Source organism: Streptomyces sp. ATCC 21386, from assembly GCF_018728545.1.
Taxonomy (GTDB): domain Bacteria; phylum Actinomycetota; class Actinomycetes; order Streptomycetales; family Streptomycetaceae; genus Streptomyces.
This window is the reverse complement of the sequence record NZ_JAAVVL010000001.1, coordinates 6,064,210-6,087,629: the sequence shown is the minus strand read 5'-3', so window position 1 is coordinate 6,087,629 and position 23,420 is coordinate 6,064,210. Positions and strand designations below refer to the sequence as shown.

22 protein-coding genes are annotated in these 23,420 nt (G+C 72.3%); 6 read left to right on the top strand and 16 right to left on the bottom strand.

Features of this window, described 5'->3' with window-relative positions; genetic code table 11:
- Positions 1–4: 4 nt before the first annotated feature.
- From GWK25_RS26130 to GWK25_RS26115, 4 genes are all read right to left on the bottom strand, one after another.
- Positions 5–355: a UBP-type zinc finger domain-containing protein gene (locus GWK25_RS26130; RefSeq protein WP_215453586.1), complete on the bottom strand. Its 351-nt coding sequence runs from the start codon at positions 353–355 to the stop codon at positions 5–7.
- The gene (locus GWK25_RS26125) at positions 352–1,836 is read right to left on the bottom strand and encodes an ATP-binding protein (RefSeq protein WP_215453584.1); all 1,485 of its coding nucleotides are present in this window, start codon (positions 1,834–1,836) and stop codon (positions 352–354) included. The genes GWK25_RS26130 and GWK25_RS26125 overlap by 4 nt, the downstream gene beginning before the upstream one ends.
- A 19-nt stretch (positions 1,837–1,855) precedes the next feature.
- Positions 1,856–3,532 carry an FAD-dependent oxidoreductase gene (locus tag GWK25_RS26120; protein ID WP_215453582.1) on the bottom strand — a complete coding sequence of 559 codons (1,677 nt, stop codon included), beginning with the start codon at positions 3,530–3,532 and terminating at the stop codon, positions 1,856–1,858.
- Positions 3,533–3,628: 96 nt separating this feature from the next.
- On the bottom strand, positions 3,629–3,985 hold the full coding sequence (locus tag GWK25_RS26115; protein WP_215453581.1) for a VOC family protein: 357 nt from the start codon (positions 3,983–3,985) through the stop codon (positions 3,629–3,631).
- A gap of 57 nt (positions 3,986–4,042) precedes the next feature.
- Between GWK25_RS26115 and GWK25_RS26110 the strand changes: the two genes are divergently transcribed.
- The gene (locus tag GWK25_RS26110) at positions 4,043–4,915 is read left to right on the top strand and encodes a universal stress protein (RefSeq protein ID WP_215453580.1); all 873 of its coding nucleotides are present in this window, start codon (positions 4,043–4,045) and stop codon (positions 4,913–4,915) included.
- A gap of 58 nt (positions 4,916–4,973) precedes the next feature.
- Here the strand turns inward: GWK25_RS26110 and GWK25_RS26105 are convergent, their stop codons facing one another.
- Positions 4,974–6,221 carry a DUF4032 domain-containing protein gene (locus tag GWK25_RS26105; RefSeq protein WP_215453577.1) on the bottom strand — a complete coding sequence of 416 codons (1,248 nt, stop codon included), beginning with the start codon at positions 6,219–6,221 and terminating at the stop codon, positions 4,974–4,976.
- A gap of 154 nt (positions 6,222–6,375) precedes the next feature.
- Entirely contained in the window at positions 6,376–8,298 is a 1,923-nt protein-coding gene (locus GWK25_RS26100; RefSeq protein ID WP_215453575.1) for a long-chain fatty acid--CoA ligase, read from the bottom strand.
- A 340-nt stretch (positions 8,299–8,638) separates the two neighbouring features.
- On the opposite strand from GWK25_RS26100, the gene GWK25_RS26095 reads away from it, so the two are divergent.
- Positions 8,639–9,163, top strand: a complete 525-nt coding sequence (locus tag GWK25_RS26095) for a hypothetical protein (RefSeq protein ID WP_215453573.1) — start codon at positions 8,639–8,641, stop codon at positions 9,161–9,163.
- A 13-nt stretch (positions 9,164–9,176) separates the two neighbouring features.
- On the opposite strand, the gene GWK25_RS26090 is transcribed toward GWK25_RS26095, so the two are convergent.
- Genes GWK25_RS26090 through GWK25_RS26080 form a run of 3 tightly spaced genes read right to left on the bottom strand, consistent with a single transcriptional unit; the run spans position 9,177 to position 12,203 of the window.
- Positions 9,177–10,676: a tripartite tricarboxylate transporter permease gene (locus tag GWK25_RS26090; protein WP_215453571.1), complete on the bottom strand. Its 1,500-nt coding sequence runs from the start codon at positions 10,674–10,676 to the stop codon at positions 9,177–9,179.
- Position 10,677: 1 nt separating this feature from the next.
- Positions 10,678–11,223: a tripartite tricarboxylate transporter TctB family protein gene (locus GWK25_RS26085; RefSeq protein WP_215453568.1), complete on the bottom strand. Its 546-nt coding sequence runs from the start codon at positions 11,221–11,223 to the stop codon at positions 10,678–10,680.
- The gene (locus GWK25_RS26080) at positions 11,220–12,203 is read right to left on the bottom strand and encodes a tripartite tricarboxylate transporter substrate binding protein (RefSeq protein WP_215453565.1); all 984 of its coding nucleotides are present in this window, start codon (positions 12,201–12,203) and stop codon (positions 11,220–11,222) included. The genes GWK25_RS26085 and GWK25_RS26080 overlap by 4 nt, the downstream gene beginning before the upstream one ends.
- 435 nt (positions 12,204–12,638) lie before the next feature.
- Here GWK25_RS26080 and GWK25_RS26075 point away from each other — a divergent pair, with 435 nt between their 5' ends.
- Together GWK25_RS26075 and GWK25_RS26070 are read left to right on the top strand one after the other, a co-directional pair.
- Entirely contained in the window at positions 12,639–14,282 is a 1,644-nt protein-coding gene (locus GWK25_RS26075; protein WP_215457582.1) for an ATP-binding protein, read from the top strand.
- Positions 14,279–15,001 (top strand): response regulator, encoded by a 723-nt coding sequence (locus tag GWK25_RS26070; RefSeq protein ID WP_215453563.1) that lies wholly within the window; start codon positions 14,279–14,281, stop codon positions 14,999–15,001. The genes GWK25_RS26075 and GWK25_RS26070 overlap by 4 nt, the downstream gene beginning before the upstream one ends.
- A 21-nt stretch (positions 15,002–15,022) precedes the next feature.
- Here GWK25_RS26070 and GWK25_RS26065 read toward each other — a convergent pair whose 3' ends face one another.
- The 6 genes from GWK25_RS26065 to GWK25_RS26040 are packed head-to-tail and all read right to left on the bottom strand — an operon-like array spanning position 15,023 to position 21,010.
- Positions 15,023–15,775, bottom strand: a complete 753-nt coding sequence (locus GWK25_RS26065) for a thioesterase II family protein (protein ID WP_215453561.1) — start codon at positions 15,773–15,775, stop codon at positions 15,023–15,025.
- Positions 15,772–16,650, bottom strand: a complete 879-nt coding sequence (locus GWK25_RS26060; RefSeq protein WP_215453559.1) for an STM4011 family radical SAM protein — start codon at positions 16,648–16,650, stop codon at positions 15,772–15,774. The genes GWK25_RS26065 and GWK25_RS26060 overlap by 4 nt, the downstream gene beginning before the upstream one ends.
- A gap of 7 nt (positions 16,651–16,657) precedes the next feature.
- Positions 16,658–17,998, bottom strand: coding sequence for an STM4012 family radical SAM protein (locus GWK25_RS26055; protein ID WP_215453557.1), 1,341 nt, complete (start codon positions 17,996–17,998; stop codon positions 16,658–16,660).
- The gene (locus GWK25_RS26050) at positions 17,995–18,801 is read right to left on the bottom strand and encodes an STM4013/SEN3800 family hydrolase (RefSeq protein ID WP_215457580.1); all 807 of its coding nucleotides are present in this window, start codon (positions 18,799–18,801) and stop codon (positions 17,995–17,997) included. The genes GWK25_RS26055 and GWK25_RS26050 overlap by 4 nt, the downstream gene beginning before the upstream one ends.
- Before the next feature lie 31 nt (positions 18,802–18,832).
- Positions 18,833–20,008, bottom strand: coding sequence for an STM4014 family protein (locus tag GWK25_RS26045; protein WP_215453555.1), 1,176 nt, complete (start codon positions 20,006–20,008; stop codon positions 18,833–18,835).
- A 33-nt stretch (positions 20,009–20,041) separates the two neighbouring features.
- The gene (locus GWK25_RS26040; protein WP_215453553.1) at positions 20,042–21,010 is read right to left on the bottom strand and encodes an STM4015 family protein; all 969 of its coding nucleotides are present in this window, start codon (positions 21,008–21,010) and stop codon (positions 20,042–20,044) included.
- Positions 21,011–21,282: 272 nt separating this feature from the next.
- Between GWK25_RS26040 and GWK25_RS26035 the strand changes: the two genes are divergently transcribed.
- Both GWK25_RS26035 and GWK25_RS26030 read left to right on the top strand, forming a co-directional pair.
- Positions 21,283–21,609, top strand: a complete 327-nt coding sequence (locus tag GWK25_RS26035; RefSeq protein WP_215453551.1) for a hypothetical protein — start codon at positions 21,283–21,285, stop codon at positions 21,607–21,609.
- A gap of 73 nt (positions 21,610–21,682) precedes the next feature.
- On the top strand, positions 21,683–22,708 hold the full coding sequence (locus GWK25_RS26030; protein ID WP_215453548.1) for a DUF6745 domain-containing protein: 1,026 nt from the start codon (positions 21,683–21,685) through the stop codon (positions 22,706–22,708).
- 21 nt (positions 22,709–22,729) lie between these two features.
- Here GWK25_RS26030 and GWK25_RS26025 read toward each other — a convergent pair whose 3' ends face one another.
- Entirely contained in the window at positions 22,730–23,350 is a 621-nt protein-coding gene (locus tag GWK25_RS26025) for an L-threonylcarbamoyladenylate synthase (RefSeq protein WP_152173297.1), read from the bottom strand.
- Positions 23,351–23,420 lie beyond the last annotated feature (70 nt).

Here is a 23,420-nt window from a genome sequence, read left to right as displayed (position 1 = left end):
CAGCTCACCGTAGCGCCGACGTCCAGTCCCGCGGGACGCGCCCCGCAGGGCCAGGTGACGGCTGCCCCTCGGGATGGCTGAGGGGCGGCGCGAGCTCCGGTCCCGACTCGTACATCTCGTCCGTCTCGTAGTTCCAGAACCACGACTCACCCGGCTCGTAACTCTGGACGAAGGGATGCCCGGTGGCCCCCGCGTGGGCCGTGGCGTGCTGGGCCGGGGAGGAGTCGCAGCAGCCGACATGGCCGCACTGGGCGCAGCGCCGCAGGTGGAACCACCAGCCGCCGGCCTCCTCGCACTCCACGCACCCGTCGCCGCTCGGCGGAACGGCGGGGTCGATTCCGGCGGGCAGGGTCATGAGGTCTCCTCGGGGTCGTCGGCGAGCGTGACGTCCAGGTCGGCGGCCGGTGCCGTCAGCGGCAGGAAGACCTGGAAGCGGGTGTCCCCCGGCCGGGAGTGGACCTCGATGTGTCCGTGGTGCTTGTTGACGACGATGCGCCAGGAGATGTCGAGGCCGAGCCCGGTGCCCTGACCGACCGGTTTGGTCGTGAAGAAGGGGTCGAAGATCCGGCCCTTGATGTCCGGGGGGACGCCGGGGCCCGTGTCCTGGAACTCGATCAGGACCTGGTCCCGGTGGTCCAGTGCCGTCCGTACCCTCAACGTGCCCGCGCCGCCCGTGTCGTTGATCGCCGCGACCGCGTTGTCGATCAGGTTCGTCCACACCTGGTTCAGCTCGCCCGGATACGCGGGGATGCGCGGCAGCGAGCGGTCGTACTCCTTCACCACCTCGATGCGGTCGCCGATCTTCCCGGACAGCATCAGCAGGGTGCTGTCGAGGAGTTCGTGGACGTCGGCGTTCTGGTAGGGCGCGCGGTCGAGCTGCGAGTACTGCTTCGCCGCGTCGACCAGCTGGGTGACACGGGTCGTGGAGTCCTCGATCTCGTTCATCAACAGCTCGGTCTCGACGGTGTAGTTGAGCCAGCGCACCGCCCCTTCCAGGGTGTGCTCGTCCACGGCCTGAGCGACCTGGTCCAGCCACGCGGTGTCGAGTCCGGCCTGCACGAAGTTCGGCGCGAGCTGCCAGCCGCCCGCGATCCCGTGGTCGTCGAGCCAGTCCGTCAGCTCGTCCTCCCGGTCGGAGGCCTCCAGCGGACTGAGCGGCGTCGCCTTCGCGACCTGCTCGGCCGTCCGCTCCTGCAGATCCACCAGTGACTCCAGCATCGCCCGCTTGTACGGGCCGGCGGCGATCGCCCCGAGCTTGTGCCGCATCCCGGCCACCCGCTCCCGCAGCGCCGAGGTCGCGCGAACGGCGGCCGCGGCCGGGTTGTTCAGCTCATGCGTCAGCCCGGCCGACAACGAGCCCAGCGCCAGCAGCCGTTCCCGCTGGTTGATGGTCCGCTGGGTGTTCTGGCTCCCGAAGAACAGCCCCTCCAGCAGATGGACCGCCATGGGGAACCAGTCGCGCATGATCTGGGCGAAGGCCGCCGCGGGCAGGACGTAGAAGCGGGAGGGGACGGTGACCCGCATGGAGCCCTTGTACCGGGCCTGGTCCGCCTGGTCGCCGAGATACGCCTGGAAGGCGCCCGCGTACACCCCGACCTGAGAGCTGCGGCTGACCTCCACGTCGTCGTCGCCGACCTGCCGCGACAGCACCACCGTGCCCTCCAGGAGCACGAAGAAGCAGGTGGCCGGCTCGCCCTCCCGGTAGACGTGACCCGGCTCGAACCGCTCCACCCGGCCCTCGCGGCACAGCCGGTCCAACTGCTCGTCGTCCAGCTTCTCGAACAGGAACAGACGGCGCAGCTCGGCCCGGTCGCACGGCGACGGCTGCCCGCTCACGACGACGCCCCGACGGATGTCATGACTGCTCCAGATACCTGTGCACCAGCATCACGGCCATCGCTCCCTCTCCCACGGCGGACGCGACCCGCTTCGCGGACTCCGACCGCGCGTCCCCGGCGACGAACACCCCGGGCACGTTGGTCTCCAGGTGGTACGGCGGCCGGTCCAGCTCCCAGCCCGCCGGCGGGCCCCCGTCCGGGGTCATGTCCGGCCCGGCCACGATGAACCCGCGCTCGTCGCGCAGCACGGTCCCCTCCAGCCAGTCGGTGTGCGGCTCGGCGCCGATGAACACGAACAGCCACTGCGCGTCGACGAGTTCCTCGCGCCCGCTCGCCACGTCCTTCAGCGTCAGCTGCTCCAACTGGTTCGTGCCGTGCGCGGCCTCCACGATCGTGCCGGGGCGCACGAAGATGTTGGGGGCCTCGGCGAGCTGCTGGATCAGATAGTGCGACATGGACGCGGTCAGCGACTCGCCGCGCACGAGGAGGGTGACCGACTTGGCGCCCCGGGACAGGTACATCGCCGCCTGCCCGGCAGAGTTGGCGCCGCCCACGATGTACACGTCGTGCCCCTGGCAGCCGGGCGCCTCGGTCAGGGCGGAACCGTAGAACACCCCGCAGCCGGTGAGGTCCGCGCAGCCCGGTGCGGCGAGCTGCCGGTACGACACGCCGGTCGCGAGGATCACGCTGTGCGTGGCGACCGCCGAGCCGTCGGAGAACCGGACGGTCCGCGCCGCCCCGTTCACCTCCAGACCGCTCACCTCACGGGCCGTGAGGATCTCCGCGCCGAACTTGGCGGCCTGACGGCGCGCCCGGCCGGTGAGCTGACCGCCGGACACCCCGTCGGGGAACCCGAGGTAGTTCTCGATCCGTGAACTCTGCCCCGCCTGACCACCCGTGGCCGACCGCTCGACGAGGAGCGTCCGCAGGCCCTCCGAGGCGCCGTACACGGCGGCACCGAGCCCGGCGGGTCCGCCGCCGATGACGACCAGGTCGTAGAACTCCTGGGCCGGTGTGGTCGCCAGCCCCACCTTCTCCGCCAGCTCCGGGTCCTCCGGCGCCACCAGCGGCGTACCGTCCGGGGTGACGACCAGCGGCAGCCGCGTGCCGTCCGCGTCGGCCGCCGCGAGCAGCCGCCGTCCCTCCGGCTCGTCCGAGGAGAACCAGCGGTACGGCACCTGGTTGCGCGCCAGGAACTCCCGTACCCCCGACGACCGCGCCGACCAGCGGTGCCCGACCACCTTCGTCGTGCCCGCACAGGTACGGTCGGCGGCCCGCCAGGCCTGGAGCAGGTCGTCCAGGACCGGATAGAGCTTCTCCTCCGGCGGGTCCCAGGGCTTCAGCAGGTAGTGGTCGAGGTCGATGACGTTGATCGCGTCGATCGCCGCGCCGGTGTCGGCGTACGCGGTGAGCAGGACCCGCCGTGCCCCCGGATAGACGTCCAGGGCCTGTTCCAGGAACTCGATGCCGTTCATCTCCGGCATGCGGTAGTCGGCCAGGATCACCGCCACCTGGTCGCCGCGCAGCTTCAGCTCCCGCAGGGCGTCCAGCGCCGTCTGCCCGGACTCAGCCCGCACGATCCGGTACGACTCGCCGTACCTGCGGCGCAGATCCCTCGCCACCGCACGGGAGACCCCGGGATCGTCATCCACCGTGAGGATCACGTTCCGCGCCGGACCGACAGCCTGAGTCATACGCCTCCACCCCGAGACCAACGGGCCCATCGTATGTTCGACCGTGCCGCTTCGCGCGGTTTCCGCGCAGCCACGGGCGGGGACGCGGGGACGCCGTCAGGTCCGGCGCGGGGCCAGTACGCAGAACTCGTTGCCCTCCGGGTCCTGGAGCACGACCCAGGGCTCGTCACCGGTCTGCCCGATGTCCGCGTGCCGGGCCCCGAGGGCGAGGAGGCGGGTGACCTCCGCCTCCTGGTCGTCGGGGCGGAAATCCAGGTGGAGGCGGTTCTTGCCGTTCTTGGGGTCCGGGGAGCGCCCGAACAGGAGGCCGGGGAGTCGGTCCGGGGCCGGGCGGATCTCGTACTCGTCGGGGGACTCGTCGACCGCCACCCACCCGAGCGCCTGTGCCCACCAGCGGCCCAGCGCCGCCGGATCGGCCGCGTCCACCAGTATCTGCTCCCACTGCAAGGTCATGCGGTGAGCGTAGTGAAGACTGGATCCGTCAGCCATGTGACGACCGAGAGGTGGCCGATGACGACGCGCCCGATCACCGCCGCAGTGGACGGTACCCCCGAGAGCCTCGCCGCACTGGCGTGGGCCGGCCGGGAGGCCGTACGCCGGGGCCTGGCGCTGCGGGTGGTGCACGCGTGGCGGTGGGAACCGCACGAGGCGATCACCGTGGACCGGGACGGACAGGCGCGGTGGGCCCGGGAGGCCCTCGCCGAGGCCGCGCGGGGGGTCGCCGAGCGGCACCCGGAGCTGGAGGTGACCACGGACCTGCTGGAGGGCCCGCCGGTCGAGACGCTGGTCGGCACCGCCGAGCACGCCGAGACCCTGGTGCTGGGCTCGCGCGGGCACGGCACGGTGGTCGGCTTCCTGCTGGGCTCCGTGGGACAGCAGGTGATCGTCGAGTCACCGCGTCCCGTCGTGCTGGTGCGCGCCGAGGACACCCCGAGCGCCGAGGCCGCCGGACGCGAGGTCGTCGTCGGCCAGCAGGGCACCCCGGAGGACAGCGCCGACACGCTGCGGTTCGCGTTCGAGACGGCCGCCGCGCGCGGGGCGTCCCTGCGCGCGGTGCGGGCGTGGACGCTGCCCCCGCTGTACGCCTACAGCCCCGGCTCGCTGAAGCTCCTCGACGAGGCCGGCGGCCTGGAGCCGTACGAGAAGAAGGCACTGGCCGCCGCGCTGGAGCCCTGGCAGGAGCGGTTCCCCGGCGTTCGGGTCACCCAGCACGTCGAGATGGGCAGCGCGGGGCAGGTGCTGCTGTCCGTGGCCCAGCGGGCCCAGCTGGTGGTCGTCGGCCGCCGCGCCCGCCGTACCGCCGTCGGCGCCCGCATCGGGTCGGTCGCCCACGGCGTCCTGCACCACGCGCACTGCCCGGTGGCGGTCGTCCCCCACGGGTGACCCGCGGCGGCGACCCGCGGCCGGCGCCCGGGGCCACCGGCCCCGGGCGCCCGGTGGCTCAGTCGGCGGTGACGTCGTCCACCTTCGGCGGCTGCAGGGCCAGGGTCTTCGGCAGGACGTTGTCGATGTAGTCCTTGACCGCAGTGTCCAGACCGATGTCGTGCTGGGCCCGCTCGGACAGGTACCAGCGGTGTTCGAGGAGCTGGTGGTAGATCTCCGCCGGGTCCATCGAGCCGCGCAGTTCGAGCGGGACGGCCCGCACGGTCGGCCGGAACACCTCCCGCACCCAGCGGTGGGCCAGCACCTCGGGGCGGGCGCCGAGGGGGTCGCCCGGGGCGTAGTCGTCCTGGGTGGCCATCCAGCTCTCCAGGTCGGTGAGCAGCCGCCGGGCCTGGTTCTCCTCGGTGTCCAGACCGGTCAGCCGCAGCAGCTGCCGCTGGTGGTGGCCCGCGTCGACGACCTTGGGCACGAAGGTCACCGTGTCGCCGTTGTCGGCGTGCTCGATCTGCATCTCGGCGACGTCGAAACCGAGGTCGTTGAGGCGGCGGATCCGGCGCTCGATGTAGTGGTACTTCCCCGCCGGGTACACCGACCTGCGGGTCAGCTCCTCCCAGAGCCGGTGGTAGCGGGAGCAGATCTCGTTGCCGAAGTCGATCGGGTCCACCGACGGGTGCAGTGCCCCGGACGCCTCCAGGTCAAGCAGCTCGCCGCTGATGTTGACCCGGGCCAGATCGAGGTCGTACTCCCGCTGCCCCGTGCTCAGTCGCGCGTGCAGATCGCCCGTCTCGGCGTCCACCAGGTACGCCGCGTACGCGCCCGCGTCCCGCCGGAACAGCGTGTTGGACAGCGAGCAGTCGCCCCACGCGAACCCGGCCAGGTGCAGCCGCACCAGCAGCACGGCGAGGGCGTCCATCAGCCGGTGCATGGTGGCCGGGCGCATGGTCGTCTCGAACATCGAGCGGTACGGCATCGAACCGCCCAGGTGCCGGGTGATCAGCACCGGCTCCAACGGGTCGCCCGCCTCGTCGAGACGGCCGGTGACGACCCCGAGCGCGTCCACCGCGGGGATGCCGATCCGGTCGAGGTCGCGCAGCAGTTCGTACTCACGCAGCGCGGGCCGTTCGGCGAGTTCCTTGACGGCGACGACCTCGTCGCCGGCGCGGGCGTAGCGCACCACGTGGCGGGAGATACCGCGGGGGAGCGGTACGAGATGGTGTTCCGGCCACTCCTCCAGCGGCAGGTGCCACGGCAGTTCGAGCAACAGCGCGGGGTGTTCGGGGTTGGTGGCGCTGATCTGCAGTGCCATGGTTCTCGGTCCTCTGCCTTCGTGTCACGGTGGTGCGGAGCGCGGCCGGGCGGGCGGTCTCCCGCTGTCGCCTGGAGCATCTCCGCATCCGAGGGACCGTTTCGTCAACAGCCGCCCGACCCGTGGTCGGACGTTCGGGTGTCGGGCCGTGCGGTCAGTGCCGGGCGCGGCGGAACACGTCGTCGGGGTCCGAGTCGTCCCAGCCCCCGAACTCCTCCGACAGGGTGCGGCGGGCGGTGCGCGCCGAGGTCGCGTACATCGCCTCGATCTCGGCCTCGTACCGCTGCACGATGGTGTCCCGGCGCAGCTTCATCGACGGCGTCAGCATCCCGTTGGCGAGGTCGAACGGCTCGGGCAGGATGCGGTACACACGGATCGACTCCGAGCGCGACACCGTACTGTTGGCCGCGGCGATCGCCCGCAGCACCTCCTGCCGCAGCGCGTTCTCCTCCCGCGCCTCCCGGCCCAGCAACTCGCCCGGCGCGGACAACGATCCCCGCCAGTGCGCGAGGAACTCCGGGTCCAGCGTGAGCAGGGCGCCCACGCAGGGCCGGTTGTCGCCGACGACGACCGCCTGGTGGATCAGTGGATGCGTCCGCAGCTGCTCCTCCAGCGGCGCGGGGGCCACCCCCTTGCCCCCGCTGGTGATGATGATCTCCTTCTTGCGGCCGGTGATCGACAGATAGCCCTCGGAGTCCAGCCGCCCGATGTCCCCCGTGGCCAGCCAGCCGTCCTGGAGCGCGGCCCGGGTGCCCGCCTCGTCGTTGACGTACCCCTGGAACACCGAGGGCCCGTTGACCAGGATCTCCCCGTCCCGCGCCACCCGGATCTCCGTGCCCGGCAGCGGACGGCCCACAGTGCCGAACTTCTCCCGGCCCACCGGCTGGGCGGTGATGCCCCCGGCGGTCTCGGTCAGGCCGTACCCATCGTGCACGAGGATGCCGACACCCGCGTAGAACAGCGTCAGGTCGCGGTTGAGGGGGGATCCGCCCGAACAGCCGCCGCGCACCCGGCCGCCCAGCGCCGCCCGCAGTTTGCGGTACACCGTCTTCTCGTAGAAGGCGTGTTGCAGCTTCAGATCCATCGCGGGGCCCGGACCGGTGCCCAGCCGCTGCCGCTCGACGGCGACAGCGTAATCCTGCGCCGTGCGCACCGCGCGTTCGAACAGCGGCCCCCGGCCCGCCTGTTGGGCCTTGCGCAGGAAGTTCTTGTGGATCCGCTCGAACAGATACGGGACACCGTAGAGGAACGTCGGCCGGAACGAGCGCAGCGCGGCGGACAGCGCCTCCTCGTTGAACTCCGGCTCGTGCCCGAGGAGCAGCCCGCCGCGCAGACACATCCCCTGGATCATCAGCCCGTAGACGTGCGAGAACGGCAGGAAGGCCAGGATCGCGGGCTGTTCACCGGGCGCCGCCGCCGTATGCCGCCAGCCGGCGAGCAGCGCGTCGCAGGGACTGGCGAGGCTGCGGTGGGAGAGCGCGCAGCCCCGGGGCCGGCCGGTCGTGCCGGAGGTGTACGCGATCACGGCCGTGGAGTCCGGCGTGACGATACGGCGCAGCGAGTCCACCGTCGCGTCCGGTACGTCCCGGCCCGCCGCGACCAACTGCGGCAGGGACTCGGCGTCCAGCTGCCAGACGTACCGCAGCAGCGGCAGCTTGGCGCAGACCGAGCCGACGGTCATCACTCCCAACTCGTCCTCGACGACCACGCCCACACAGGCCGCGTCCCGCAGGATCCACTCGATCTGGTCGCGCGACGACGTCGGACAGACCGGCACGATCTCGGCGCCCGAGGCCCACAGCGCGACGGCGAGCACCGTCCACTCGTACCGGGTCCGCGCCATCACGGCCACCCGGTTGCCCGGCCGGATCCCGGACGCGATCAACCCCTTGGCCAGATCGGCCACTTCGTCCCGTGCCTCGGCCGCACTCACCCGTGTCCAGGTGTCGGGGGAGGCGCTGTCACGGCGCGCGAGCTGCGGCAGCGCGGGATCACGGTGCGCCGTCTCGAACAGCGAATCGGCCAGCCCTCCGGCCATGACCGGGCCCGTCGACGGAGGGATGCCGAAGTTGCCCATGCGACGCTCAGAACCTTCCCTCACACGACCTCGCCGACGGTGCGCCAACCGGCGGTGATCGAACGTAGCGTACGGCGCGGACGCCCGCGCGCGGAATCGGCCAAGTCGGCCCCCGCACATCACCACCGGGACCGGTCCCCGCCTCTTCGCACCGTGGACCGTGAACGTGATGTACGGCACGTGGACGGCTTCCTTCGTGGCGCCCTCCCGGGAATCGTCGCTGCCCACGCCTTGATCACCTCTGACCGGCGGTGATGCCCCGGATCCGGACGTCCGACGGGTGTGGCACTGTGGTGCGCGCGAACGCGGGAGGTGTCCCGCCGATGTGGAGAGGTGGACGGTGCGCGAGCCCAACGTGATCGGGGACTGGCAGGAGTACGACGGCGATCTGGCCGGCCTGCGTGTGCGCGTCCATGGCGTCGAGTGCGCTGAGCCCCCGCGGGGGCGCGACGACGCCGCCGAGGGCCTCACGTACTTCCGGTTCCGGGTGACCGTGGAGAACCGGGGCGGCGACCACGTCGGCCTGCACCTGGAGGACGGCCAGCTCGACATCCGGACCGGCCCCGACGGTGAGAGCGCCTTCCTCGACTGGCGCAACTCCCGGTTCATCGAGGGCTTCGACCTGTACCCGCTGCGCCGCGCCACCTCCGTCCTGTACGCGGCAGCCCCGGAGTCCCACCTCTCCCAGTTCGACATCCAGGTCCAGCTGCGCGCGGACGAGGAGTGGACCGAGCGGTACCTGTGGTCCGGTGGCATCGGCGTCGACGAGGACCTCCTCGACCCGGCGGGCGGCCCGGGCCGCGCGGACCTCGCGGGCCAGATCAGCGCCTTCCTGCACGAGGAGGCGGAGCGGGGCGCGGGCTGAGCGCCGCCGCCGGTCACCCGGCCTCGGCATCGCGCCTGCGCGTGACCAGCCGCCTCAGCAGCGGCCAGGCCAGCAGTACCGCGATGATCACGTACACCGTCACCGAGAACGGCGTGTTCACCAGTCCGGTGACGCTGCCGTCGCTGATCTGCAGGGCCCGGCGCAGCTGCTGCTCGGCATTGGGGCCGAGGATCACGCCGATGACGGCGGGCAGCACCGGCAGACCGTAGCGGCGCATACCGAAGCCGATCAGGCCGATGACCAGCAGGATCACCAGGTCGATCACCTCACCGCCGACCGCGTACGCGCCGACCGCCGCGAAGAACAGGATCCCCGCGTAGAGGTACGGCCGCGGGATGCGCAGCAGCTTCGCCCACAGCGGGGCCAGCGGCAGGTTGAGCGCGAGCAGCAGGACCATGCCGACGAAGAGCGAGGCGATCAGGCCCCACACCAGGTCCGGCTCCCGTTCGAACAGCAGCGGGCCCGGCTGGATGCCGTACTGCTGGAACGCCGCCAGCATGACCGCCGCGACCGCCGTGGTGGGCAGGCCGAGGGTCAGCATGGAGACGAGGGTGCCCGCCGCCGAGGCCGAGGCCGCCGACTCCGGGCCGGCGACGCCCTCGATGGCGCCCTTGCCCCACTCGTCCTTGTGCTTCGACAGGCGTTTCTCGGTGACGTACGACAGGAAGGTGGGGATCTCCGCGCCGCCCGCCGGGATCGCGCCGAACGGGAAGCCGATGAACGGGCCCCGCACCCAGGACTTCCAGGTCCGCCGCACATCGGAGCGGCCGAGCCAGGGCCGGCCCACCGGGATGGGTTCCGGCGGACTGCGCCGCAGATGCGCCGCCACCCACAGGGCCTCCCCGATGGCGAACAGACCCACCGCGACGATCACCACGTCCACACCGTCGGCGAGCTGGAGCGAGCCGAAGGTCAGACGTGGCTGGCCGGTCATCTGGTCCAGGCCCACCAGACCGATCGTGAGGCCGATGAGCAGGGAGGCCATGCCCCGGATGCGGGACGAGCCGAGGACGGACGTCACGGCGATGAACGCCAGCACCATGATCGCGAAGTAGTCGGGGGCGCCGATGTCCACGGCCAGCTCGGCGACCTTCGGCGCCAGCGCCACGAGCAGGATCGTGCCGACCATGCCGCCCGCGAAGTGCCCGATGGCGGCCGCCGCCAGCGCCTGCGCTCCACGCCCGGACTTGGCCATGGGGTTGCCCTCCATGGCCGCGACCACGGCCGCGCTCTCCCCGGGCGTGTTCAGGAGGATCGAGGTGGTGGAACCGCCGAACATCGCCCCGTAGTAGATGCCCGCGAACATGATGAACGCGCCCACCGGGTTCAGCCCGTACGTCACCGGCAGCAGCAGCGCCACCGCCATGGCGGGCCCGATCCCGGGCAGCACCCCGATCGCGGTGCCGAGCAGGACGCCGATCGCGGCCCACAGCAGGTTGATCGGCGTCAGGGCCGTACCGAAGCCGTCGAGGAGGGAGCTGAAGGCGTCCATGTCACAGCACTCCCATCAGCGGACCACCGGGCAGCGGCACCCCGAGCAGCTTGTCGAACACGGCGTAGGTGACCAGGGAGATGACGGCCGCGATGAGCGGGTCACGGTCCAGGCGGCGGCTGCCGAGGGCGTACGCCGCGCCCCAGAACAGCAGGGCACCGGATATGGGGAAGCCCAGCGGCTCGATCAGGACCGCCGCGCCGAGGAACACCCCGGCCAGCAGCAGCACCGTGCGCCAGTCGGCGGGCTCGGACAGGTCGATGTCCTCGCCGCCCTCGGCCTCGCCCCGGCCGCCGCGCAGCACGTCCACCGCGAGCAGCGCGGCGATCAGCAGCAGACCGCCGCCGACCACGATCGGCACGGTCCGCGGCCCGACGGGACCGCGCTGGGCGATGTCGACGTCCATGGTGAGCGCGTCGGTCAGGACGAGGACGCCGAGCGCCAGCAGCAGGACGCAGACGCCGAGCTCGGAGTGGTCACGCAGCCAGGTGCGCCGTTCGTCGGCGGGTGTCGGGGGAGTGCCTGTGGTGTCCGTCCGTGTCGTCACAGTCCCAGCTCCTTCAGCACCGACACCACGCGCCTGTCCTGGGCGTCCAGGAAGTCGCCGAACTTCTCGCCGGTGAGGAACGCGTCGTCCCAGCCGTTCTGTTTCAGTGACTGCCGCCACTCCGGCGAATCGTGCAGCTCCTCGATCAGCCGGGTGAGCTTGTCGCGCTCGGCGTCGGTGAGGCCGGGCGGGGCGACGATGCCGCGCCAGTTGGTGAAGTCGACGTCGTAGCCGGCCTCCTTCAGGGTCGGCGCGTCCAGCCCGCGCACGCGTTCGGGGCCGGTCACCGCGAGCAGCCGCAGCTCGCCCGCCTTGATCTGGTCCAGGTACTCGCCGACCCCGGACACCCCGAAGGCGACCTTGTCGCCCAGGATCGAGGCGAGCAGCTCACCGCCGCCGTCGAAGGGGATGTAGTTGACGTCCTTCGGCGCGATCCCGGCGGCCCGCGCCATCAGCATCGGCGCCAGGTGGTCGGGCCCGCCCGGCGCCGAACCGCCGCCCACCGGCAGCTTGCCCGGGTCGTCCTTCCAGGCTCCGACGAGCTCGTCGATCGTCTTGTACGGGGAGTCCTTGGCGACCACCACGACGTCCTGCTCCTCGGTGAGGCGGGCGATCGGCGTGGTGTCGGCGAGGGTCTTCGGCGCGTCGTTGGAGCGGACCGCGCCGACGACACCGAGCCCCATCGACATCGCGAGCCGGCCGTTGCCGTGCTCGCTCACCAGCCGGCTCAGGCCGACCGTGCCGCCGGCACCCGGCAGGTTGAACACCTCGATGTTGTGGGTGAGCCCGGCGTCCTCGGCGTTCTTCGCGGCCGTCCGTGCCGTGATGTCGTAGCCGCCGCCCGGTGTGTTCGGCACCATGAAGCGCAGGCCGGGGATCTGGGTGCCGGTCCCGGTGTCGTCGCCGGTGGACAGCAGGGGCGGTCCCACGAGCACGAGCACGGCTGCCCCGAGCAGGGCGAGCGGGGTGCGCAACTGCACGAATGCCACCACCTGTCGGTCGGGTCGAGGGGGGAAGGGTGACCTGGGCCACATCGTGCCCGCGCGGGACCGTCCTCACGCCCTTGCGGAAGCAACGGAGGTTGTGGTCGTAGTGGTCACGGGCCCTGTCACCTTATGGGCACGTCCCCGACACCTCTCTTTCCCGGATCGCACGCGGGCGCCATGATTGTGCGACCCACCGCCCAGGGCGGCCCCCGAGCCGCGGACCGCCCGGCGTGGTGCCGGAGCGGGAAGAGCGAAACGCCGGACGCGGCGTCGACGCAGACAGAAGCGGGACGCCCGACGCGGCGTCCGGCACGGACAGGAGTGAGACGCCCCGCCGGCGTCCGGTACAGACAGCAGCGGCGCCCGGGACGGCGTCGGCAGAGAGAAGAGTCCGTCGTGGTGTTCCGTCGCCATACCCTCGCAGGCGAGATGCTGGTCCTCCAGCTCGCCATCGTCGTGGTGGTGCTGCTGGCGGTCGCGGCGGTCTCGCTCACCCAGTCGGCGGCGACCTTCAACCGGGTCGAGGGCCGCCGGGTCACCGCGCTCGCCGAGCAGCTCGCCGCCAACCCGCTGGTCCGCGACCGTCTCGCACGGCCCGTCGCGCACGAGGCGCTCGCGCCCCTGGTGAACTCCACCCAGACCCAGTCCGGGGTCACCTCCGTCACCGTCGCCGACGCCGACGGCCGGATCGTCAGCTCCACCGACCCCACGGCGATCGGCGATCCGCTGCCGGTGGGCGAGGGCGCCGTCGCGGGCCGCGGCTGGTCCGGCTCACTGACGCTGGACGGCAGCCGCGAGCTCGTGGCCCAGGTCCCCGTGCTCGGCGCGACCACCAACGACAACCTCGGCCTGCTGCTGGGCACGGTCATGATCGGCGAGGCCTCCCCGACGGTGTGGCAGCGGCTCAGCGGCGCGTCCTCCTACCTCCTCGCCTACCTCGGCATCGCCAGCGGCCTCGGCCTGGTCGGCTCCTGGCTGCTCGCCCGGCGCGTCAAACGGCAGACCCTCGGCCTGGAGCCCCAGGAGATCGCCGGCCTCGCCGAACACCGCGAGGCCATGCTCTACGGCATCGCCGAGGGCGTGATCGCCCTCGACCCCCACCACCGGCTCACCCTCGTCAACGACATGGGCCGGCGCCTGCTGGACCTGCCGGAGGACTGCGTCGGCAAGAGCCTCGCCGACCTCGGCGTCGAGGGACGGCTGCGGGACGTCCTGGCCGGGGCCCAGGAAGAGGCACCCCACCAGCGCGACGAGGTCGTGATCCGCCACGGCCGGGTCCTGGTGATGAACCGGATGACCGTCACCAAGGACGGCCGCCACCTCGGCTCCGTCACCACCCTCAGGGACCGTACCGAGCTGGCCCGGCTCGAACGCGAGATCGGCTCCTTCCGCAGCTCCTCCGAGCTGCTGCGCGCCCAGGCCCACGAGTTCGCCAACCAGCTGCACACCATCTCCGGGCTCATCCAGATCGGCGAGCAGGACGAGGTCGTGCACTACATCCGGGCGCTGAGCCGGCACCGCCACTCCCTCGATGTCACCCTCAGCCGCCGCGTCCGCGACACCGCCGTCGCCGCCCTGCTCACGGCCAAGACCTCGCTGGCCGCCGAACGCCGCGTCACCCTGCGGATCTCGGACGCCACCAACCTCGACCGGCTCGCCCCCGAGGACGCCGCCGACGTGGCGACCGTCGTCGGCAACCTCGTCGACAACGCCGTGGACGCGGCCGCCGCCCCCACCGCGCCCGACGACCCCGACCGCTGGGCCGGCGCCGACGCGCGCGAGGCCTGGGTCGAGGTGGAACTGTGTCAGGACGCCTCCAGCGTGGAGATCGTCGTCCGCGACTCGGGCCCCGGGGTGGCCCCCGAACTCGCCCGGGAGGTCTTCTCCCACGGTTTCACCACCAAGGCCGCGCGGGAAGGCGAACGCGGCATCGGCCTGGCCCTCACCCGCCTGGTCTGCGAACGACACGGCGGTGAGATCTCGGTGACCAACACCCCCGACGGGGCCATGTTCACCGCCCGCATGACCGTCAGCCACCTCGCCGACGCGGTGGCGGAAGGAGCGACACCATGACCGGCACGAGCAGACCGTCCGGTACGAGCAGCCAGCCCGGCACCATCGACGTGCTCGTGGTCGACGACGACTTCATGGTGGCCCGGGTCCACCGCACCTTCGTCGAACGCGTCGAGCCGTTCCACGTGGTGGGCGTCGCGAGCACCGGCGAACAGGCCGTCGCCGCCGTCGACGAACTCCGCCCCGACCTGGTCCTCCTCGACCTCTACCTCCCCGACGGCTTCGGCCTCGACGTCATACCCCGGCTGCGCACCGCCGGGCACGACTGCGACGTCATGGTCATCAGCGCCGCCCGGGAGGCCGACAGCGTGCGCGGCGCGGTCCGCCACGGCGTTGTCGACTACCTCCTCAAGCCCTTCGAGTTCGAGGAGCTGCGCTCCCGGCTCCAGCGGTACGCCGCCCAGCGCGGCCGGCTGCTCACCACCGTCGTCCGGGGCCAGGCCGACGTCGACCGGGTCCTCGCCGGAGCCACCGCGCCTGCTTCGACGGCCGGTGCCCTGCCCAAGGGCATGAGCGTGGAGACCGCCGAGCTGATCGAGGCAACCCTGCGCGCCGCCGAAGGCACCCTCTCCGCCACCGAGTGCGCCACCCTCACCGGCATCTCCCGGGTCAGCGCCCGCCGCTACCTGGAGTACTTCCACGGCACCGGCAGCGCGGACGTCTCCCTGCGCTACGGCGTGGCAGGACGCCCGGAACGGCGCTACAGCTGGCGGGTCTGAGGGCTCGCCCCGCGCCCCCGCCTACAGCCCCAGGTGACGTCGTACGACGTCGACGACCTCCCGCAGCCGGTCGTTGAGGTAGAAGTGGCCGCCGGGGAACACACACAGCTCGGTCGGTCCGTCGGTGTGGCCGCTCCAGGCCCGCGCCTCCGCCACCGGAGTCACCGGGTCGGCGTCGCCGGTGAGAACGGTGACCGGGCAGGTCAGCCGGTCGCCCGGGCGCGGTTCGTACGTCTCCAGCGCCTTGTAGTCGCCGCGCAGCGCGGGCAGCACCAGCCGCATTAGTTCCTCGTCCTCGAAGACCTGCCCGTCGGTGCCGCCCAACCGGCGCACCGCCCGGAGCAGTTCGGCGTCGCCGGCGAGGTGCAGCGCGGGGCCCGGCCGGAGTGTGGAGGGTGCGCGCCGCCCCGAGACGAACAGGCGCACCGGGGCCCGGCCGGCCGCCTCCAGGGCCAGCGCCGCCTCGTGGGCGACCACGGCGCCCATGCTGTGCCCGAAGAGGGCGAGCGGCCGGTCGTCGCTGCCGCCGGTGACGGCCTCGACGATCCGCTCGGCCAGTTCCCGGATGCTCTCCGCAGGCGGCTCGGCGTAGCGGTCCTGACGCCCCGGGTACTGCGCGGCCAGCACATCGGCCGCCGGGGCGAGCGCCAGCGCCATGGGGTGGTAGGCGCTCGCCGAGCCACCCGCGTGCGGCAGACACAGCAGCCGTACGGCCGCCTCGGGCGCGGGCCGGTAACGCCGCAGCCACGGACCACTGTTGACCGCTGAGGTCATGGACTCACTCGCTTTCGGATTCCGCGCCGCGCGGCAGGCGTCGGCACACGCTCCAGGACGCCGCCCGCGAACACGTCGTACAGCGGGAGCGTTTCGAGGTGGACGTAGCCGATGTGGCAGTCGCAGACGGACAACGGGCAGGGGCGGGGCGCCAGCGCGGTGCGGAAGGAGCCGTCGTACAGGTTGCCCAGTTCGGTTCTGACGAAGTGGCAGCGTCGTACGGTGCCCTCCCCGTCCACCGACACGACCGTGGAGCCGGTGCGGCAGGCGCGGCCCGCCGAGCGGTGCGGGTGGCGGCTGAACGGGAACAGGGGGTCCAACTCGGTCCAGAGCGCCGCTTCCTCGTCGGTGTAGGTGTGCCCCTCGGCTGCGTTCACCCACAGATACACCTGCTCCGGCAGCTCCCCGCGCAATCGGCTCGCGTGCTCCAGATGCTCCGGCAGGCCGACGATCCCCACGCTGAAGCGGATCCCCGCCCCGGCCAGCCGGAGCGCCTTGCCGAGGAACCTCTCGTACGGCGTCTGCCCGGGGTGGTACGTGCACCACAGGGCCACCGTGTCCGGGTCGGCCTCCGTCAGCCATTCCGTGCGGCAGCTCAGGTTGGTCTGGATCGCCACCCGCTCGATGTGCGGCTCGTGGGAGAGCTCGACCAGGGCCTTGCGGTACCAGGACCGCACCAGCCCCTCGCCCCACGGTGTGAACAGCACCGAGAGCCGGTCGCCGGTCTGTTCCCGGGCCCACGCGGTGAAACGCTCCAGGGCCGCGCGGTCGGCCCGCAGCCGGTCCGTGGAGTCACGCCGCTTGGCGAACGGGCAGTAGGGGCAGTCGTAGTCGCAGGAGGCGAGCGGGCCCCGGTAGAGGATCGTCAGGTCCACGGCGTCGTCACTTCGGCTCGTACGCGGCCATCGCCGCCCGGACGGCGGGGGAGAAGAACTCGGGGCCGATGGCGTCCGAGTGCGCCAGCCCCTCGGCTGACAGCTTCAGCAGCCCGGGGCCCGTCTCCGCCAGCCAGCCGCGCGCGGCCAGCAGATCCAGCTCCACGGGGAAGTCCGCGTACGGGACCGACCCGAACCGCCGCCGGTAGTCCGCCACCGGCAGCCCCCGCGCCTGGAGCAGCGACTGCAGCAGATGGCGGCGCCGGGCCTCGTCCTCGTCGACCACCCGACCGTGGACGGCCCGGCCGAAGTCCTCGGTGGCGGTGTAGTCGTCGATGATCGTGCGGATCTGGCTCATGTGCACCGCGTAGTCGAAGGAGTAGTGCACCTTCGACGTGTACGAACGGGCTCCGCAGCCCAGGCCGATCATGCCGTCCGTCTGGCAGGCGTGGTCGTCCGGGCCCTGCGGCGGAGCGTCCGCGCGGCGGAACATCCGCATGGAGACCTGCTCGTAGCCGTGGGCGAGCAGGTGGTCGCGGCCCTCGCGGTAGCGCCGCAGCCGGGCCTCGTCCCAGTCGCGGTCAGCGAGCACCGGGTCCGTGTTCCTCCCGAGCCCGGTGAGCGGCCGGACGTACAGCGGATAGAGGTAGATCTCCTCCGGCCGCCAGGCGAGGGCCGCGTCCAGCGACAGTCGCCAACTGGCCGCTGTCTGCCCGTCGATGCCGTAGATCAGGTCGATGTTGAGGACCGGTATGGCGGCGTCCCGGATCCGGGACAGCGCCGCCTCGACGTCGGAGCGCCGCTGCGGTCGTACGGCCGCACGCGCCTCCTCCGGTACGAAGCTCTGCACGCCGAGGCTCAGCCGTGTGGTGCCCCGCTCGGCGAGCACGGTGAGCCGGTCGGCGGTCGCCGTGGCCGGGGAGGCCTCCACCGACAGCGGGATCGCCCGCAGGTCCGCGCCCATGTGCCGCTCGGCGATGTCGCACAGCCGCTCCAGCTCCGCGGCCTCCAGATAGGTCGGGGTGCCACCGCCGAACGCGGCGTTCGCGAACCGCACCGGCTCCGCGTCCCCGAGCGCCTCCCGCACCGCGATCGCCTGCCGTTCGAGGGCGTCGAGATAGCGGCCGGTCAGCCCGTCGGGAGCGCCGATCCGGGTGAACAGGTTGCAGAAGCCGCAGCGCACCTCGCAGAACGGTATGTGCGCGTACAACGACAGTGCCTGCCGGGACTCGCCGGCCCACAGCTCCGCGAGCAACGGGGCGCCGGGCAGCTGCCGGTAGGCCGTCTTGTGCGGGTAGGCGTAGACGTAGTGCTGGTAGGGACGGACCAGGGGCGCGGTCACGGTCATGCGGACGGCTCCAGGAAGAAGTGGCTGTAGGGGACGGTCCACACGGCCTCGTGGCCGAGGCGGTGTCCGGTGTACCCGTCCTCGCCGTAGGTGGTCCCGTGGTCGGAGCAGACGACGGCGAAGCAGCGGCGCCGTGAACTCATCGCGGCGAAGAGCCGGCCGATGTGCCGGTCGACGTACTCAAGGGCCGCCGCGTGCGTGGCGAGGCTGTCGCCCGCTTCGCGGGTGGCGCCCGGCAGATGGAACCAGTTGGGCTGGTGCAGCGCGGAGACGTTGAGGAAGAGGAACAGCCTTTGTTCGGCGGGCAGTTCGGCCACAACCTGCTCGGCGCGGGCCACCTGGGACTCGAACGACGTGGGTGAGGCCACGGAGAACTCCGGCTCCCAATGGCTCTCCTGGAACAGGTCCGGCAGGACACTGCCGAGCGCCCCCTGCTTGTTGAAGAAGCCGACGCCGCCCACACACACCGTGCGGTAGCCGCGCGCGGCGAGCCCCGAGACCAGGTCGGGACTGTCGAACACGAAGGTGCGCTCCTCGGTGGTCTCGCTGCCGGCGAACCGGCCCGCGAACAGCCGCGGATGCGGTCCGGGCCGCGCCGGGGTGGGCAGGAACCCCGCGAACATCGCCTGGTGCGAGGCGTAGGTGAAGTTGCCGGGCGCGTGCCGTCTCTCCCAGGTGCCGCCCGGCAGACGGGCGGCCAGATTCGGCAGCCGGCCCTCCGCCGCGAGTGTCACGGCCACGTCGTAGCGCAGGGTGTCGAGAGTGAGCAGCAGCAGGTCGTCGCGGCCCACCACCTCGTTCATGTCCGGCTCGGCCGTGGTGGTGCCGGCCGGGTCAGAAGCGTGCATGGTCTTTCCTTGCCTGGTGGTGGTGCGCGGGCGCCGCGAGCATCGCGTTCCGCACCGCCGCGAGTTGTGCCGTGTACGTGTCGAGGCCTTCGGCCGGGCCGCCCGGCAGCCCGGTGAGCCGGGGCAGCAGATCGCCGAACGCGTTGACCTCGCCCACCGTGAACCGGCGCCAGCCGATCGCCGGGAGCAGGTCCACGCCGACGCACAGCGTGTCCGGGAAGCAGGCGGCGGCCCGCTCGCAGATGTCCAGCGCCTGCCGCCAGCGGTCGCCCGCCGCGTCCACGACCGAGGTCAGATCGCCCCGTGCCCCGCCGAGATGGAGGTTCGTCATCGGGAAACGGCTGGTGCGGACGACCGCGTGCGTGGCCCGGCCCGCCACGACCAGCACCCGGAGATCGGCGGACCTGCCCTGTGCGGACGCCTTCGGCAGCCAGCGCTCGATGTGCAGCCCGTCGTCCGCGAGGGCGTCGACGATGCCGGCGATCTCCCGCTCGTCCGCGTAGCGCCGCACCCGCAGGGAGTTGTGCAGCCGCGGCGGGGCGTGCGGCCCGCCGTCCGCGGACACCTCCACCGAGGTGGTGGCCCGCACCCGTCCGCTCGCCGACGTCTCGACGGCCAGCACACCGGACGCGGAGGAGCCGTGGGCCGGTTTCACGAAGACACGCGGCATGCCGTGCTCCCGCATCACCGCCCGTACGTCGTCCCAGCCGTCCACCGCGAGCGTGCCGCCCGAGGTCGGCGACGGCGGCACGGGGACCCCGGCCGTGTCGAGCCGGGCGTGGCACAGCCGCTTGTCGAACAGCACCGCCAGATCCGCCGGACCGTCCAGCCGCAGCCCGCCCCGCAGTGAGCCCACGGCGGCCAGGAAACGGGCGTACCAGGTGGCCGAGCCCTCCACCCGTGTCGGGTCCCCGACATCGCGCAGCAGCCGGTCCACCTCGGCGTTCTCACCCGGCGACTCCAGCCGGACGATCTCGTCGTCGGCGAACTCGTGGCCGCCGTCGCGCAGCACGTCTCGCCACTCGACGACGCGGGGCGTCCCGGCGCCGGCCGCCTCCGCCGCCGCGACGAACAGCCCGACCCGCCGGTTCTCCCCGTTCCCGACGACCACCCACCTGTACGGGCCGGGTCCCACCCCCGCCGCACCGCTCCAACCGGACACTCCGCCCCCCTTCGCCCGCGTACCCCTACGTGCTCACTCGCCCACCGCGACGAAGCGCCACACCGTGCCGTCCTCCTCCTCGTCCGACTCGGCGTCGTCGGGGTCGACATCGACCTTGACCCCCTCGGCCTCCAGGGAGTCCCGCAGGCGGTCGCGTATCTCCGCGCTGAGGTAGTTGTGGTGCAGGTCCAGCGTCTTGAGATGGGCGAGCGGCTGACCGGTGAGGAGCGCGGTCGCGCCGTCGTCGGTGAGGACGCCCATCGACAGGTCCAGCACGTCGAGGCGCGCCACCACCGGGGCGGCGGCCAGGGCGGCGCAGATGTCGTCCTGCATCTCGCTGTTGCGCAGCCCCAGATACTTGAGGGCCGGGAGCCGGGTGCCCGCGAGGATCGGCGCCAGGTCGGCCACCTCACTGTCGCCGCCGTACTCGGAGGTGCCGAGCCACAGGTCCAGCTCGACGAGGGCCGGCAGCTCGCTGCCCGCGACACCCCGGACGGCCTCGGCGGGCATGCCGCCGGTCTCCACCGTCAGCGAGCGCAGCCTCTCGTGCCGCAACGGCGGGAAGACGAGCCCCTGGCCGCCCCGCACCCCGAACTCCTCCAGTTCCGGGAAGGCTTCCAGCAGCGGGCCCACATCCCCCTGGTTGATCCAGGAGATCTCGCACTCCTCCATCACGATGTCGCCGAGGAACAGCGCGCGCAGCGAGGGCAGCCGGTCCTGCGCCGCGACCAGTGCCTCGACGACCTCTTCCGGGCCGTTGTCGTAGACCTCGTTCCACGCGCCGACCACCAGTGCCCGCACCTTCTCGGTGTCGACCGAGGCCAGGAACCGGGCGAACGCCTCCTTCCAGCCCTCCTCGCCGGCGTACGCGTCCACGGTGATGTTCCAGGCGACCGACTCCGGCGCGGGCAGACCCGCGGCGCCCTGCCGGTCCTCCACCGACTTGGGGAAGCGATGGACCGGCAGGTCGTGGAACTCCTCCAGATGGCTCCCGATGGTCATGTGCGCCCCGCCCCTTCGTTCCATGTCCATGGGCGGAGGCCGGGTCCCCGCCCGGTCCGCCCGTCGCGCACCCGGGGCACACAGCGCCACCGGGTAGGGGAGTTCTACCAAGTCCCACTGACACCGTGTGCGGCGGACCCCTGTCCTGTGGACGAACACCTGTGGATGAAGGGTCCTGCCCGCCCCGGCGGACGGTCCTCGCGGACCGACTGTCAGTGGTCGCCCCTACGGTCGTCTCGTGGCACGGGAAGTGCCCGACGGGAGGGAGACCCATGTACCGACAAGGAGACGTCCTCATCGTGCCGTTGGCGCAGAGCGCGGTGCCCGGAGGCGCGCTCGACGCCACGTCGGAGCCGCGCGACGGGCGCGGCCGGCTCGTCCTCGCCCTCGGCGAGGTCACCGGTCACGCGCACGCCGTGGTCGGGCCCGGCCGTCTGATCCGCGAGGCGAGCGTCTTCGGGCCGATGCTGCTGCATGTGCCGGAGGGCGCCCGCGTCGTCCACGAGGAGCACGCGGCGATCTCCCTGCCCAAGGGCTGGTACCGCGTGATCCGCCAGCGCGAGTACGTACCGGGGTCGGTGCGGATCGTCGCCGACTGAACCCGTGGGAAGAGAGGGCGGCCGTGACGTGCGGCGGCCGTGTGGACAGGCATCGAGACCCAGGAGGAACGGCGTGACGGAACAGGCGAGTTGGCGGGCGGTGGCGGCGGCCACCGGGGCGGGCGACCGGGCGCGGACCGAGGCGGGCGTGTGCCTGGCGTACCGGCGGGCGGGGCTGGCGGAGCCCGAGCGGATCGTGTGGGCCCGCTCGCCCCTGGCGGCGCTGCGTCTGCTTTCGGGAGCGGCCGCGGAGGACGGCGAGGCGCTCCCGGCGACCGGGGCGAGCGTCCGTGAGGCCGTCCGCAACCGACCGGTCGCCGCGGCCCGCGCCCGGCTGCACACCCGGCTGGGCCCCACCGGCTGGGGCGACCACTGGCGGGCGACCGGCGCCGACCTCTGGGAGACCACCCGGCCCCTCGTCGACCGCGTCCGCACCGGGATCGTCGAGGCCCTGGCCCCCGCCGACCGCGAGCAGGAAACGGGTGTCCGGCTCCTGCTCCTGGACGCGGTCCTGGGCCAGCACGACGCTGCCTGGCTGTCCGCCTTCGACGCCGCTCCCGAGCTGGACGGACTCGCCGAGGTGGCCCGCACGGCCGGCTGGTGGTGGCCGTACGAGCATGTCGCGGTCGTCGCCGAGCGGCCCGTGGAACTGCACCGGGACGAGGCGGGCCGCCTGGACCGCGGCGACGGGCCCGCACTCGCCTTCTCCGACGGTTTCGCCCTGCACGCCTGGCGCGGACTGCCCGTGCCGGGCGAATTCCTCGACCGGTTGGACGGATTGACCCCGGAGGAGATCCGGGCGGAGGAGAACGCCGAGCTGCGCCGGGTGATGCTGGAGCACTACGGCTACGACCGCTACCTGGAGCAGTCCGGGGCGAAGCCGGTGCACCGCGACGAGACGGGCGTGCTCTGGCGGATAGCCCTGCCGGGCGACGAGGACGTGGTGATGGTGGAGGTCGTCAACTCCACACCGGAGCCGGACGGCACGAGCCGCACCTACTGGCTGCGGGTGCCGCCCACCACGACCACGGCCCGGGAGGGCGTGGCCTGGACGTTCGGCCTGCGACCCGAGGTGTACGAGCCGCTGCGGCAGACCTGAGCCCCGACAGGGGCCCGGACCTCATTCGAATCGTGCGGTGTCGCCCGCGCCCTTGCGGATGATCTCGGCCTCGCCGCTGGAGAAGTCGATGACGGTCGTCGGTTCCGTGCCGCAGTCGCCGGAGTCCACCACCGCGTCGACCAGGTAGTCCAGGCGCTCCTTGATCTCCCAGCCCTGCGTCAGCGGCTCCTCCTCGTCGGGCAGCAGCAGCGTGCTGGAGACGAGCGGTTCACCCAGCTCCGCGAGCAGGGCCTGGGCCACCCGGTGGTCGGGGATGCGCACACCGACGGTCTTCTTCTTGGGGTGCAGAAGCTTGCGGGGCACCTCCCTCGTCGCGGGGAGGATGAAGGTGTAACTGCCGGGCGTCGACGCCTTCACGGCACGGAACACGTCGTTGTCGACGTGCACGAACTGGCCCAGCTGCGCGAAGTTCTCGCACACCAGGGTGAAGTGGTGACGGTCGTCGAGCTGACGGATCGTACGGATCCGCTCGATGCCGTCACGACTGCCCAGCTGACACCCCAACGCGAAACAGGAGTCCGTCGGATACGCGATCAGCCCACCCTGACGAATGCTGTCGGCCACCTGCCCGATGGCACGCGGCTGAGGATTGTCGGGGTGGACGTCGTAGTACTTGGCCATGGCCCGAGCCTATGCCTCCGAGGAGCCTGCGCCCGCCGATGGGGCCGCAGGCCCCACCAAAGGGGCGCGG